Origin of the sequence: Microbacterium koreense, from assembly GCF_042677105.1 — a bacterium.
GTDB lineage: Bacteria > Actinomycetota > Actinomycetes > Actinomycetales > Microbacteriaceae > Microbacterium > Microbacterium koreense.
In genome coordinates this window covers 1,027,296-1,040,199 of record NZ_JBHTIM010000001.1, presented here as the reverse complement: position 1 = coordinate 1,040,199, position 12,904 = coordinate 1,027,296, and the positions used below count along the sequence as shown (strand labels likewise).

Below are 12,904 nucleotides of genomic sequence, written 5' to 3'. Positions count from 1 at the left end.
GGGCTCCGACCCGAAGACCGCGTTTCCTGGGGGAAGCGCGGTCTCGGTGTTTCTGCGGCAAAGTGCGTCACGAAACAGGCCTGCCGGCGCGACCCGGATCAGGTCAGTGGCGCGCCAGCATCGCCGTCGCCCACCGGTCCAGTCGGGCGTAGGCCTCGTTGCGCGCGTCGCGCCGCGAGAGGAACACGTCGTGCAGCGCACCGTCGATGCGTTCGATCGTCACCGAGTGCCCGAGGTGGAGAGCTGCGCGCGCAATGTCGTCGACGATCAACACCGTGTCCGACGAGGTCATCGCGTCGCTCCACCGCGTCGGAATCGTCGTGCGCGCCGACAGCAGGACGCAGACCGGAACGTCGATTCCGAGCCCGGCGGCGACCGTTGCGTGGCCGTCGAGCACGGCGCGCACCCATCCCACGTGCACGGGCATGGTCTGATCGGGTCGCCACTGCGCCAGCGGCGACATCGGATCATCAGGATCGGCGACCTGGCGCTGGGCACGGGCGTAGAACCCCGCATCCATCTGCGGCCACAGATCGAACGGGCGCAGACGCGAGTGGATCCCCAGCACCGGTGCGATGGCGGCACGGGTCGCTGCGCTCAGCTGAAACTCGAGCCACGGACTGTTGAGGATGACGGCGGAGGCGGCACCCGGGTTGCGCGCCGCCCACAGACTGAGTGTCAGCCCCCCTGTGGAATGCCCGAGCAGAACAAGCCTGCGCTCCCCCGCGCCGTCGGCGGCGCGCCCCATCGCCGCGAGCGCCGCGGAGATGTCGGCGTCGTACTCATGCAGATCACTGACGTAGCCAGGAGTCTGTCCGGGGCGAAGACTTCGCCCGTACTTGCGTAAATCCAGGGCGAAGAAGCGGGCTCCTCGCTCGGCCCAGTAGCGCGCCAAACGGGTCTGAAAGAAGTAGTCGGACCACCCGTGCACATAGAGGACGTCGACGTCGGCGTACGGCCGGTGGTCGCCGAACAGCCCGCCGAACGCCGGGTGGTCGGGCACGAGCCGTACGAGTGTCGCGACGACGTCACCCTCATGGTCCGAGCCGAGGGGCATCGTCGTCTGCTCGAACGGCTCCCCCAAGACGTCGGGAACCCATTCGTGGCGCATCCGCTCAGCTTAGCGACGTGATTCGGCGTCCTCTTCGCCGCGTGAAATGCGCACCATCTCGTCGCGCGGCACCACCTTGATGCGCGCACGCTCGTGCGGTGCACCGAGCGCGATCTCGTGCTCATCGAGCCGATGCCAACCTTCGAGGTCGGTCCACTGCACGCCTCGCTCGGCGAGCAACGCCGGGATCGCGTTCTCGGAGGGATCCTCTGGCGCCCACCACGACCCCTGGTCGTTGATGAGGTGACGCACGGTTTCCATGGCGTCGGACTTCGTGTGGCCGATAAGGCCGACGGGGCCGCGCTTGATCCAACCGGTCGCGTACACTCCGGGCACCCGCTCGTTCGAGTCCTTGCGAATCACCTGACCCTCGTGGTTGGGAATCACGCCGTGACGCTTGTCGAACGGAACTCCCGGCAGCGGCGAACCGAAGTAACCGACGGCGCGGTAGAGCGCTTGGATCGGAACCTCGCGGATCTCACCGGTCCCCTCCACACCACCCTGCCCGTCAGGACGCGTGCGCTCGTAGGCGAGCGCGGTGACGTTGCCGTCGGCGTCCGTCTTGACTTCGAGCGGCTTGGCGTAGAAGTGCAGGTGCAGGCGGCGCGAGGCCTCGCCACCGGCGCCGTTGGCGGCCGGACGCTGCCGCCACGACTGCAGAACGCGGTCGATGACCTTCACCTGCTTGTTCGTCTCGATCGCCGCGCGCGACGCGTCGTCGTAGTCGAAGTCCTCGTCGTAGACGACCATGTCGACGTCGCGCAGCTCACCGAGCTCGCGAAGTTCGAGCGGCGTGAACTTCACCTGCGCCGGGCCGCGACGTCCGAAGACGTGCACGTCGGTGACGGGCGAGGCGACGAGTCCGGCGTGGACGTTGTCGGGGATTTCGGTCGGGAGCAGGTCTTCAGGATGCTTCGCGAGCATGCGGGCGACATCGAGCGCGACGTTGCCGTTGCCGATGACGGCGACCGATTCCGCCTCCAGCGGCCACTCACGCGGTACGTCGGGGTGGCCGTCGAACCAGCTGACGAAGTCGGCGGCACCGTACGACCCCTTCGCGCGGATGCCGGGGATGTCGAGGTCCGAGTCGAGCACCGCACCTGTGGCGAAGATCACCGCGTTGTAGTGCTTTTTGAGGTCGTCGATCGTGATGTCTTCACCGAAGCGCACGTTGCCGAAAATGCGGATGTCCCCGCGATCGAGCACGTCACGCAACGCCGAGATGACGCCCTTGATGCGCGGGTGATCGGGGGCGACGCCATAGCGGACGAGCCCGTAGGGCGCCGGAAGCTGCTCGAACAGGTCGATCGACACGTCGAACTTCCGCTCCGCCTTCAGCAGGATGTCGGCCGCGTAGATGCCGGCGGGGCCCGCTCCGACGATGGCGAGTCGCAGCTTGGTCATGACGAGGAGTCCTTTCGCAGTCCGATCCGCTCGCGACGCGAGATCGGCGGGTTCGGGTCAGCTGGAGCGGTCGGCGACAGCCCGCGCGAAGCGCGTCAACGCTTCGCGGACGGGCCCGTCGGGCAGCGGTGCGAGCGCGTCGATCGCCGCGGCCGACCATTCGTGGGCGAGGTCGAGCGTCGCGCGGGTCGCCTCGTGCTCGCGCAGTCGAGTGAGCGGCTCGTCGAGGATGGCGGGGTCTGCCCCATCGGCGATGCTGTCGACACCGGCGTCGATCTCCTCACGAAGGGCGACGGATGCCGCATCCTCCCGACGCGTCAGCAACAGGTACGGCATGGTCGGAACACCGGCACGCAGATCGGTGCCGGGGACCTTGCCGGTCTCGTCGGCGTCGGCGGACAGATCGATCACGTCGTCGAGGAGCTGGAAGGCGACACCGGCCTTCTCGCCGAAGACGACCATCGCCTTCTCGTACTCGGCCGGTCCGTTCGAGAAGAGCACGCCCGCTTGCGCGGCCGCGGCGATGAGGGAGCCAGTCTTGTCCGACAGGACGTCGAGATAGAACTCGACCCGGTCATCGCCCTCTTTGGGGCCGACCGTCTCGTGCAATTGCCCGAGCACGAGCCGCTCGAAGGTGTCAGCCTGCAGCTGGATCGCCTTCTCACCGTGGCGGGCCATGATCTGGCTGGCGCGTGAGAAGAGCAGGTCACCGGTGAGGATCGCGATGTTGTTGCCCCACACCGAGTGCGCGCTGGGAACGCCGCGACGCTTGTCTGCGGCATCCATGACGTCATCGTGGTAGAGCGAGCCCAGGTGGGTGAGTTCGAGCGCGGCCGCGGCTTCGACGACGGCCGTCGTCGCACCGTCTCCGAGTTGAGCGGTGAGCAACGCCAGCATCGGGCGCACGCGCTTGCCGCCGGCGTCGTAGAGGTAACGACTCGTCGCGTCGGCGAGATCGTCGGCCATCCGCAATTCATCGGCGAGGGTCGAATCGACCTGCTCGAGCCCCCGCTCGACCGCGCCGAGGAGACGGCGCGAGCGGACACCACCGAAGATGCGGTCGGTGAGGCCCAGCTTGCCCGCGATGCGCGAGCCCGGAGCGGACGGAATCACCCGACCAGCCTACCGGGGCGTAGGTGCGAGCCGATCGTCATTCGGGGTTGACCGCCCGGTGCAGGGCGACGATCCCCATCGACAGGTTGCGGTGAGCCACATCGGTCCATCCGGCATCGCGGATCCATCCGGCGAGGGCACGCTGATCCGGCCAATCACGGATCGACTCGTTGAGGTAGTCGTAGGCGTCGGCGTTCGAGCTCAGCATGCGCGCGACAACGGGGAGGATCCGGTCACTGTAGAAACGGTAGAGGCCGGCAAAGGCTCGCGACGGCGGATGGGAGAACTCGCACACGACGAGACGGCCGCCCGGTTTGGTGACCCGACGCAGTTCGCGCAGCGCACGCTTCGGATCGTTGACGTTGCGCAGACCGAACGACATCGTCACCGTGTCGAACTCGTCGTCAGCGAAGGGCAGGTCGGTCGCGTCGGCCTCGCGGAACTCGAGGTTCGGCATGTGGCCGTAGCGTCGCTTCCCCTCGACGATCATGCCGGGCGAGAAATCGGCGGCGATGACGTACGCGCCGCTGCGCGCGAACGACACGCTCGAAGCGCCGGTTCCCGCGGCCAGGTCGAGAATGCGCTGACCCGAGCGCGGGGCCACGGCACGAGTCGTCGCGACGCGCCAGAAGCGGTCGTTACCCAGGCTCAAGACGTCGTTGGTGATGTCGTAGCGTCTGGCGACCTGATCGAACATGCCGCTGACCTTCGCCGGATCCTTGTGGAGGTCGGCGCGGTTCGCCTCGTTCTCGGTCATCCGTCTGATTCTACGGTGCCGCCGGTTGCGCCCCGGCGTCGTCGGCGAACGAGGTGCCGGTCGTGCGGGCGATGTCGACCAATCGGGCGAACCATCGATCCGCCGTGGCATCGTCGAACGGTGCCGACTGCGTGCGCACCCGGGACTCCAGGTCGAGGGCGAGCGTCTCGAGATGCGCGACGACATCCGGCGGATATCCGTACGCGACCCGGTGCTCATCCCATTCGTCGCGGTCGTCGACCCACACGCCGCGATCGTCGACGGCCCGGATGACGTCGAGGTCCATGTCGACTCCGACAGGCTCTGCGGCATCCCACCGTGCGTCCCAGGCGAGATCGATGTAGACGCGGTAGCTCGCAGGCGGCGCCTCGTTGACGGTGAGCACATAGTCGCCGCTCGGGGGCAGCAGCGTCACATTGGCGCCGAGGGTGACGACCTCGCGGGTCGGGCGCGCGCTGCGCCAGCCGGCGAGCTGACCGAACCACTCGCCCCACTCGTCGGAACCCAGGTAGATGCACTCGTGGATCCAGTGCGGCGCACCGTCCCACTTACGCCAGCGGAAGATCAGTCGTGTGCCGGGTTCGGGTCGGTCGATGCTCACGCGACCGAGTCTAGAGTTGACGTGTGACAGATGCCCCTCGCCCGCCGCGACTGGTGGTCGAGACCCACGAGGTGGACCCGGTCGACGACCTCCTCACCTACACCGCCGCTCGGAATCCGCTCGCGTGGGTGCGCCGCGGCGACGGCATGGTCGGGATGGGTGCGGCGCACGTTCTGCGCACGGATGGTCTCGAAGGCGCGACGATCGGCGAGCGGTGGCGCGAGCTGTCGGATGCCGCAGACGTCCGCGACGACGTCGGCCTCAGCGGAACCGGGCTCGTCGCGTTCGGCGCACTGCCGTTCGACCCGCGTTCTGCGCGCGCGGGCGTCCTCATCGTCCCCTCGGCCATCGTCGGGCGCCGCGACGGGCGCGCGTGGGTCACGACCCTCCGTGCCGACGACGACGCCCCCGCCGAGATGCCGCACGCCATCCCGTACGGCACCCACTGGGCGGGCCGGGTCGGCCCCGGAGCGCAGACCGCCGCCGGGTACATGGACTCCGTACGCGCCGGGCTCGCCGCGATATCGGCCCGCGAGGTCGACAAGGTCGTGCTCGCACGCGACCTCACCGGAACGATCCCGCTCGGAGCCGACCTGCGCCGACTGCCCCGCGCGCTCTCGCAGGATTATCCCGACACCTGGACCTTCGCCGTCGACGGGCTCATCGGCGCCAGTCCCGAGACGCTCGTGACGGTGCACGGTGGCACCGTGTCGGCGCGCGTGCTCGCGGGCACCGCCGCACGCGGAGCCGATGCCGACGCGGATGTCGCCGCGGCGGCGGCGCTGGCGACCAGCGCGAAGGACCTCGACGAACACGAATTCGCCGTCCGCAGTGTCGTCACGGCGTTGCGCGCGCACACACGCGCGCTGGCAGCGGCGGATGCACCGTTCACCCTCAAGCTGCCGAACGTGTGGCACCTCGCGACGGACGTCGAGGGCGAGCTCTCGGGCACGGCATCCGCTCTCGACCTCGTGCGTGCCCTGCACCCGACCGCGGCGGTCGCGGGCACCCCGACACCGTCGGCCATCGAAGTGATCCATCGCCTGGAACCGTTCGACCGTGGACGCTACGCCGGGCCGGTCGGATGGATCGATGCCGCCGGAGACGGCGAATGGGCGATCGCGCTGCGATGTGCGCAGTTCGACGCCGACACGGCTTCCGGCATCCCGGTCACCGCCTACGCCGGCGCCGGTATCGTGCCGGGCAGCGACCCCGAGACCGAACTGCTCGAGACGCGCGTCAAGTTCCGCCCGATCGTCGACGCCCTCGCCTGATCCGCCGGTGCGCGCCTACCAACTGCGCGCGAGACGGGCCTTCTCGGCCTCGACGTCGAACGTCGCCGCGGGCCACTGCGGGTCGATGTCTTCCAACGTCTCGAGCAGCAGCGCCTGCACCGCGAGCCGTGCGTACCATTTGCGGTCCGCGGGCACCACGTACCAGGGCGCGTGTTCGGTCGAAGTGCGCTCGAAGACCGTCTGATAGGCCGCCATGTAATCCGGCCACGCGGCGCGCTCGTCGAGGTCGCCCGGGTTGTACTTCCAATACTTGTCCGGCCGATCGAGTCGCTCGGCGAGACGCGACTTCTGCTCGTCGGCCGAGATGTTCAACATGACCTTGACGATGCGTGTACCGGACTCGGCAAGCCGACGCTCGAAGTCCACGATCGCCCCGTACCGCCGCTCGATCTCGTCGGCCGGCGCCAACTCGCGCACGCGGCCGATCAGCACGTCTTCGTAGTGCGAGCGATCGAAGACGCCGATGAGCCCGGGCTCCGGCACGCGCTTCTCGATGCGCCACAAGAAATCATGCGCGAGTTCTTCTTCGGTCGGGCGCTTGAAGGCGGCCAGCGCCACGCCCTGGGGGTCGACCGACCCGACGACGTGGCGGATGATGCCGCCCTTGCCGGCCGTGTCCATCGCCTGCAGGACGAGCAGCACGCTCGCATCGGTGGCGTCGGACCGTGACGCGGCGTAGAGCCGCTCCTGCAGCTCGTCGAGTTGCGCGACCCCACTGGCGAGGTCATTGTGTCCGTCGACTTTGTCGCCGCCGTATCCCGGAGTCGAACGCGGGTCGACGTCGATCAGGCGAAACCCTTCGTCCACGCGCAAGACCTCGCGCGCGTCGGCGGTCCACTGGTGCTGGCTCTTCGCGGTCATCCGCCCATCATGGCGCGATCGCACACACACGGCCACCCGTGCGTCACCGCGGTAGTGGCACCTCGATGAGCTGCCGCCCCCCGACCGGGGCCGTGAGCGCCTGATCGAGAGCGGCCCGCGTCGTGACCCGCTGGTACTCCCAGCCGTAGGCGAGCGCGAGCTGCTCGAGCCGGACGGTATGCGGCGTGTACAGCACGCGATCCATGGCCTGGGACGCCGCGACACCCGCGACCTCGAGGGAATCGAAAATCGTCCCGCCGCCGTCGTTCCCGACGATCACCTGAAGACGGGGTTCGTCTTCTTCGGGCGGCAAGTGCAACGCGCCGACGTCGTGGAGGAAGGCGAGGTCACCGAGCAGCACACGGGTCACACCGGCCACGCCGGCATCGCGAGCGGCCAGTGCGATCCCCGTCGCCGTGGCGATCGTGCCGTCGATCCCGGCGAGACCTCGGTTCGCGTGCACGGGGATCTTCTTGCCACCCAACACCGCATCGGCGACTCGGACGAGGCGGGACGAGCCGAACACGACGCGATCGTGCGGCCACGTCGCGCGCCAGACGGCGTCGACCAGGGTTCGGCGATCAAGCGGCGCACGAATGACCCCGAGCTCGGCAGAGATCGCACCGAGCCGTGTGGACGGCTCGGTGGAAGCCAGACCGTCGGCATCGGGCGCGGGCGGTGTGAGGTCGACCGAGGCGGCGCGCGACGCCCGCATCCACCCGCCGAGCCACTCACGGTCGGCATCCCCGGTGGCGACGGCCACCGTATCGACGGCGACGGTCTGGCCGTTGAGGTTCAACGGTTCGCCCGGACCGCGCACGGCGAGCACTTCGACATCGGTGCGGCTGAGAAGCCCCGCGACCTCCCTCGACAGCGTGGGGTGACCCAAGACGACGACGCGTTCGATTCGTCCACCGAAGTCCGGGTCGGCGAGCAACCCGCGATAGCCGTGGACGAGGAAGCGCCCGTAGCGCGCGCCACTGACGACCTCGGCGATGAGCGGCCACCCTCCGGTGTGAGCCAGCTCTTCCGCATCGGCACCGGCATCGGCACCGGCGATGACCACCGTCCGCGGGCCGCGGACGATGACCCACGGGTCGGCATCGGGATCCGACGCACGGTCTTCGGTCCCGATGCCACCACCGCCCTGATAGAGCGCCCCCGAGTGAGTGGTCTGGTCCTCGACCGGAGCCGACACCTGCGCGCGTGCCGCGACGCTGTCGAGCCAGCCCGGAAAGTCACCGGCAAGGGGCTCGCGGTACGGCAGATTGAGATGCACGGGGCCCGCCGCGCGCCGACCCTCGCCGAGGGCGGCGGACACGGCCTCATCGGCGACGTCACGCAACATCGTGCTCTGCTCGCCGTCGCCCGTCGGATCGGTCTCTTCGGGCGTCGGCAGATCGGCGTCGAAACGCGTCAGCCACGCGAACATCCCCGGCTGCCGAGTCGTCTGGTTCGCCCCCACACCGCGCAGCTCAGGTGGACGGTCGGCGGTGAGCAGCATCAGCGGAACCCCCGCGTGGTGCGCTTCGAGCGCGGCGGGGTGGAGGTTCGCCGCCGCGGTACCGGAGGTGCAGATGACCGCCGCCGGCATCCGTGTCTCACGCCCGATTCCAAGCGCAGTGAAGCCGGCGACCCGCTCGTCGATGCGCACATGCAGGCGGATGTGCCCCCGTCGCTCGAGTTCGGCGGCCACCAGCGCAAGTGCCTGCGACCTCGACCCGGGGCTCAGCACGACATGCCGTACGCCCCGTGCGATCAGTGCCCCGAGCAGAGCCGCTGCGGCGTCCGTCGCCGGCGCCGGCGAAACCCGTGGGTCGACGGTGGGCTCTTCATCCTCCACGGTCAGCCGTGGGCGCCGCGCTGACCGCGGGTATCGTCGTCGTCGGCGGAACCCGTCGCATCGTTCGCACTCGGACCTCCGGATGCCGACCCTCCGGGGGCAGTATCGGAATCCGGTGACGACGGGGCGTCTGCAGCATCCGTCGCGTCGCGGGCGGTCTGCCCACGCGGGTCGTCGTCTTCGGAGTCGAGCTTGGCGAGCTCCTCTTCGAGGCGGCGGATGCGCTCGTCCTGATCGGTGACGCCGCTCAGCGTGCTGAGGAACTCGGGGTCGTCATCGGGAGCCTGATAGACGGTGACAGCTGACTTGCGCACGCGGCCGACGGCGAGCCACAGGATGCCCCCGAGCACAGGGATCAGAATGACGATCGCGATCCATGCCCCCTTGCGGACCCCGCGATGACGTGTCGGTGGCTGGATGGCGCAGTCGACGATGGTGAACACCCAGAACGCTGCCACCAACGGGATGAGAACAAAGAGCACCCGGACCACGTCTTCATCCTAGGTGCGCTCTCTGGGCGCGGACTGGACAGGTTGCCCGCCGACGTACGATGGAGGGGTGAAAGCCCGCTCCGTCGTCGTCTATACGGTGTTGCGGCTCCTGGCGTTCCTGGTGCCGTTCGGCATCATGATGCTGTTCCCGCTGTTCCGCGAGTTCTACTGGCTGGCGGCCATCTTCGCGGCGCTCATCGGGTTGAGCCTGTCGGTGATCTTCTTGCGCCGACCCCTCGCCGATGTCACCACCGGCCTCGCCGACAGGCGCGCGGCCCGGCAGGCCGAAACGGACGAAGACGTCGAGGATGCGGCGACCGACCCCTGAGACGCGTCAGCCGATGAACGCCCACATCAGCGCGGCACCGTAGGCGAGCGACGTCAGAGAGGTCAGCGCCAGCGCGACGACGAGCTCGCCTGGTTTGCGGTACGTCCACACGATGAGAATCGCGGGGAGCGCGGCGAGGAGCGCGAGAAGCGACAGCCACGCGATCGGGTAGAACAGCGCGAGGAACGCCGCGATCGCGAACGGCAGCAGCACGAACAACGTGAAGATGATGCGCGTCGCCGTGCGGCCGATCAGCACCGTCAGGGTGCGCTTTCCGGCTGCACGGTCCTGGTCGATGTCGCGCAGGTTGTTCGCGAGCAGTACCGCGCAGGCGAGCAACCCGGCACCGACCGCGCCGAACCATGCCTCCTGCGGCAGGGCGAACGCCTGGACCCACGTCGTCCCGAGTGTGGCGACCAGCCCGAAGAAGACGAAGACGAACAGTTCCCCCAGGCCCGCGTATCCGTACGGACGCTTTCCGCCGGTGTAGAACCACGCCGCGACGATGCAGACGGCACCGACGGCGAGGAACCACCACTGCTGCGTGCGGATCGTGATGGCGAGACCCGCGAGCGCCGAGATCGCGAAGAACGCGAGCGCGACGATCAGGACGGTCTTCGGCCGGGCTTTCCGCGAGGCGGTCAGTCGAGCGGGTCCGACGCGAAAGTCATCGGTGCCCCGGACGCCGTCGCTGTAGTCGTTGGCGAAGTTCACGCCGACTTGCAGCGAGACAGAGACGATCAGGCAGAACAGGGCGATGACCCAGTGGAAGACATCGACGACGAGGATCGCCGCCCCGGTGCCGATCAGGATCGGCGTGACGGCGAGCGGGAGCGTGCGCAGTCGCGCGGCGCCGATCCAGTCGCGTGCCGTCGCTTTCCGCACCGGACGCGGGTCGCGCGGGGCGTGGGCCTTCTGCGGATTGCCCCGAGAGTGCTGCTTGTTCGGACCGCGCTGCTTGCGCTTCTTGCTCGACGTGCCTGCCACGACCAGCAATCCTAGATCCCTCCGCTCAATGGCCCGTCGGTGGGAGGTGTGCGAGGCGACGCAGAGCGGCGCGGTCGGGTTTGCCCGACGCGAGGGTCGGGAGGTCGTCGACGAGCACGAGCCGCGCCGGGCGGGCGTGCGGTCCGATGCTCTGGGCGACAGCCGCTCGGGCATCGTCCAAGTGTGCGCCGTCGGCGTCGCGGTGGGCGACGACGATGACGGATGCCTCTCCCCACCGTTCGTCCGGCACCCCCACGACGACGGCCTCAGCGAAGCCGGGGACAGTGCGCACGAGTCGCTCGACGCGGTCGAGCGAGACGTTGAGGCCGCCCGACACGATGACGTTGTCGATCCGACCGTGGATACGGAGCACACCGTCATCGATCGATCCGGTGTCGCCGGTGCGATACCACCGCACACCGTCGGTGTCGTGCACGAACACCGCATCCGTCCGCTCGACGTCGTCGAGATACCCGTCGGCGAGCGACGGGCCGCTGACCCACACCTCACCTTCTTCCACAGCGAGGCGAGTTCCTCGCAGCGGAACCCCGTCATAGACGCAGCCGCCGCTGGTTTCGGTCGAACCGTAGGTGCGGGTGATCCGCACCCCCGCAGCTTCCGCTCGCTCCCGCACGGCCGGGGCGAGCGCCTGGCCGCCGATGAGGACGCGCTCGAACGAGCGCAGAGCCGCACCGACCGACGCGTCGCGGTCTGCGGCATCCAGCAATCGCGTCAACTGGGCGGGAACAAGGGACGTGTAGGTCGGCACGCGCCGCTCTCCTGTGGCGGAGACCATCATGGCGGCGGTGGCGGTGAACGCCTGTGGGGTGAAGGAGCCGCTGAGGATCGCCGGTTCGCGGTCGGCGATGACCGAGCGGACGAGCACCTGCAGACCGGCGACGTACGTCGCCGGCAAGGCCAGCAGCCACGCGCCGTCGCCGATCCGATCCGCCGTGGCCAAGGCGCTCGCCGTGAGTGCGTCCCGGCTGAGCACGACGCTCTTGGGCACACCGGTCGATCCCGAGGTCGTCACGACCGCGGCCGTTCCTGCCGGCACCTCAGCGGGAAGATTCTCCGCGGCACCCACGCCGAGCGCCGGCCCGGCGCCGTGCAACGCCGCCCGCACGGCTCGCAGCACCGCGCGCGGATCGTCACCGACGACGGGTTCGAGACGCATCAGAAGTGGTACGGGAAGGGTGACCAGTCGGGGTCGCGCTTCTCGAGGAACGCGTCGCGCCCCTCGGCCGCCTCGTCGGTGCCGTAGGCCAGGCGCGTCGTCTCACCCGCGAAGACCTGCTGTCCCATCAATCCGTCGTCGACGGCGTTGAACGCGAACTTCAGCATGCGGATCGCGGTCGGCGACTTGCCGAGGATCGTGCGCGCCATCGCGATCGCTTCGCGCTCGAGGTCGTTGTGCGCGACGACACGATTGACCGCGCCCATCTCGTACGCCCGGTCGGCCGAGTACTCCTCGGCGAGGAAGAACACCTCGCGGGCGACCTTCTGTCCGACTTGGCGGGCCATGTAGGCCGAGCCGTAGCCGGCGTCGAACGACCCGACGTCGGCGTCGGTCTGCTTGAACCGCCCGTGCTCACGCGACGCGATGGAGAGGTCGCACACGATGTGGAGAGAATGTCCGCCGCCTGCCGCCCACCCGGGGACGACGGCGATGACGACCTTCGGCATGAACCGGATCAGCCGCTGGACTTCGAGGATGTGCAGCCGTCCGGCGCGGGCGGGGTCGACGACCGTATCGGTGTCGGAGTACTTGTAGCCGTCGCGTCCACGGATGCGCTGGTCGCCGCCGGAGCAGAACGCCCACCCCCCGTCCTTCGGGCTCGGTCCGTTGCCGGTGAGGAGCACGACGCCGACCCGCGGATCCTGCCGGGCGATGTCGAGTGCACGGTACAGCTCGTCGACCGTATGGGGGCGGAAGGCGTTGCGCACCTCCGGCCGGTCGAACGCGATCCGGGCGATGCGGCCGTCGCGCGAGACGTGCGCGGTGATGTCGGTGTAGGCGTCGGCGCCGGGGGCCGGCGTCCATTCGCGCTCGTCGAAAATGTCGGAAACGCTCATCCGCTCAGCCTACGGCCGCACACCCCACCCGCGCCGG

At 69.1% G+C, this 12,904-nt stretch carries 13 protein-coding genes; 2 read left to right on the top strand and 11 right to left on the bottom strand.

The genetic code is table 11. The features are described 5' to 3' along the window. Nucleotides 1–103: 103 nt before the first annotated feature. Genes ACFQZV_RS04795 through ACFQZV_RS04775 form a run of 5 tightly spaced genes read right to left on the bottom strand, consistent with a single transcriptional unit; the run spans nt 104 to nt 4,986 of the window. Nucleotides 104–1,111 carry an alpha/beta hydrolase gene (locus ACFQZV_RS04795; RefSeq protein WP_378753215.1) on the bottom strand — a complete coding sequence of 336 codons (1,008 nt, stop codon included), beginning with the start codon at nt 1,109–1,111 and terminating at the stop codon, nt 104–106. Nucleotides 1,112–1,120: 9 nt separating this feature from the next. Further along, nucleotides 1,121–2,515 carry an FAD-dependent oxidoreductase gene (locus ACFQZV_RS04790; protein ID WP_378753217.1) on the bottom strand — a complete coding sequence of 465 codons (1,395 nt, stop codon included), beginning with the start codon at nt 2,513–2,515 and terminating at the stop codon, nt 1,121–1,123. A 57-nt stretch (nt 2,516–2,572) separates the two neighbouring features. Then, the gene (locus ACFQZV_RS04785; RefSeq protein ID WP_378753219.1) at nt 2,573–3,628 is read right to left on the bottom strand and encodes a polyprenyl synthetase family protein; all 1,056 of its coding nucleotides are present in this window, start codon (nt 3,626–3,628) and stop codon (nt 2,573–2,575) included. Between the two features lie 37 nt (nt 3,629–3,665). Continuing rightward, on the bottom strand, nt 3,666–4,385 hold the full coding sequence (locus ACFQZV_RS04780; protein WP_378753221.1) for a demethylmenaquinone methyltransferase: 720 nt from the start codon (nt 4,383–4,385) through the stop codon (nt 3,666–3,668). A 10-nt stretch (nt 4,386–4,395) separates the two neighbouring features. Continuing rightward, entirely contained in the window at nt 4,396–4,986 is a 591-nt protein-coding gene (locus tag ACFQZV_RS04775) for a hypothetical protein (RefSeq protein WP_378753223.1), read from the bottom strand. A 23-nt stretch (nt 4,987–5,009) separates the two neighbouring features. Here ACFQZV_RS04775 and ACFQZV_RS04770 point away from each other — a divergent pair, with 23 nt between their 5' ends. Continuing rightward, complete coding sequence (locus ACFQZV_RS04770) at nt 5,010–6,260, top strand: isochorismate synthase (RefSeq protein ID WP_378753225.1); 1,251 nt, start codon at nt 5,010–5,012, stop codon at nt 6,258–6,260. 15 nt (nt 6,261–6,275) lie between these two features. Here ACFQZV_RS04770 and ACFQZV_RS04765 read toward each other — a convergent pair whose 3' ends face one another. From ACFQZV_RS04765 to ACFQZV_RS04755, 3 genes are read right to left on the bottom strand one after another with little or no spacing between them, the layout of a single operon-like run. Next, entirely contained in the window at nt 6,276–7,142 is an 867-nt protein-coding gene (locus ACFQZV_RS04765) for a polyphosphate kinase 2 family protein (protein ID WP_378753227.1), read from the bottom strand. 43 nt (nt 7,143–7,185) lie between these two features. Then, entirely contained in the window at nt 7,186–8,985 is a 1,800-nt protein-coding gene (gene menD / locus ACFQZV_RS04760) for a 2-succinyl-5-enolpyruvyl-6-hydroxy-3-cyclohexene-1-carboxylic-acid synthase (RefSeq protein ID WP_378753229.1), read from the bottom strand. Between the two features lie 2 nt (nt 8,986–8,987). Continuing rightward, on the bottom strand, nt 8,988–9,476 hold the full coding sequence (locus tag ACFQZV_RS04755) for a PLD nuclease N-terminal domain-containing protein (protein ID WP_378753231.1): 489 nt from the start codon (nt 9,474–9,476) through the stop codon (nt 8,988–8,990). A 67-nt stretch (nt 9,477–9,543) separates the two neighbouring features. On the opposite strand from ACFQZV_RS04755, the gene ACFQZV_RS04750 reads away from it, so the two are divergent. Further along, nucleotides 9,544–9,804, top strand: a complete 261-nt coding sequence (locus ACFQZV_RS04750) for a DUF4229 domain-containing protein (RefSeq protein ID WP_378753233.1) — start codon at nt 9,544–9,546, stop codon at nt 9,802–9,804. A 6-nt stretch (nt 9,805–9,810) separates the two neighbouring features. Here ACFQZV_RS04750 and ACFQZV_RS04745 read toward each other — a convergent pair whose 3' ends face one another. Genes ACFQZV_RS04745 through ACFQZV_RS04735 form a run of 3 tightly spaced genes read right to left on the bottom strand, consistent with a single transcriptional unit; the run spans nt 9,811 to nt 12,867 of the window. Continuing rightward, on the bottom strand, nt 9,811–10,791 hold the full coding sequence (locus tag ACFQZV_RS04745) for a 1,4-dihydroxy-2-naphthoate polyprenyltransferase (RefSeq protein WP_378753235.1): 981 nt from the start codon (nt 10,789–10,791) through the stop codon (nt 9,811–9,813). A 25-nt stretch (nt 10,792–10,816) separates the two neighbouring features. Further along, the gene (locus ACFQZV_RS04740; protein WP_378753237.1) at nt 10,817–11,968 is read right to left on the bottom strand and encodes an AMP-binding protein; all 1,152 of its coding nucleotides are present in this window, start codon (nt 11,966–11,968) and stop codon (nt 10,817–10,819) included. Then, a complete protein-coding gene (locus ACFQZV_RS04735) occupies nt 11,968–12,867 on the bottom strand; it encodes a 1,4-dihydroxy-2-naphthoyl-CoA synthase (protein ID WP_378753239.1) in 900 nt (299 codons plus the stop codon). The genes ACFQZV_RS04740 and ACFQZV_RS04735 overlap by 1 nt, the downstream gene beginning before the upstream one ends. Nucleotides 12,868–12,904 lie beyond the last annotated feature (37 nt).

Bases quoted from the DNA above. Each gene is read 5' to 3' on its own strand.
- ACFQZV_RS04795 (WP_378753215.1), bottom strand. From the start codon at position 1,111: ATGCGCCACGAATGGGTTCCCGACGTCTTGGGGGAGCCGTTCGAGCAG.
- ACFQZV_RS04790 (WP_378753217.1), bottom strand. From the start codon at position 2,515: ATGACCAAGCTGCGACTCGCCATCGTCGGAGCGGGCCCCGCCGGCATC.
- ACFQZV_RS04780 (WP_378753221.1), bottom strand. From the start codon at position 4,385: ATGACCGAGAACGAGGCGAACCGCGCCGACCTCCACAAGGATCCGGCG.
- ACFQZV_RS04765 (WP_378753227.1), bottom strand. From the start codon at position 7,142: ATGACCGCGAAGAGCCAGCACCAGTGGACCGCCGACGCGCGCGAGGTC.
- ACFQZV_RS04740 (WP_378753237.1), bottom strand. From the start codon at position 11,968: ATGCGTCTCGAACCCGTCGTCGGTGACGATCCGCGCGCGGTGCTGCGA.
- ACFQZV_RS04735 (WP_378753239.1), bottom strand. From the start codon at position 12,867: ATGAGCGTTTCCGACATTTTCGACGAGCGCGAATGGACGCCGGCCCCC.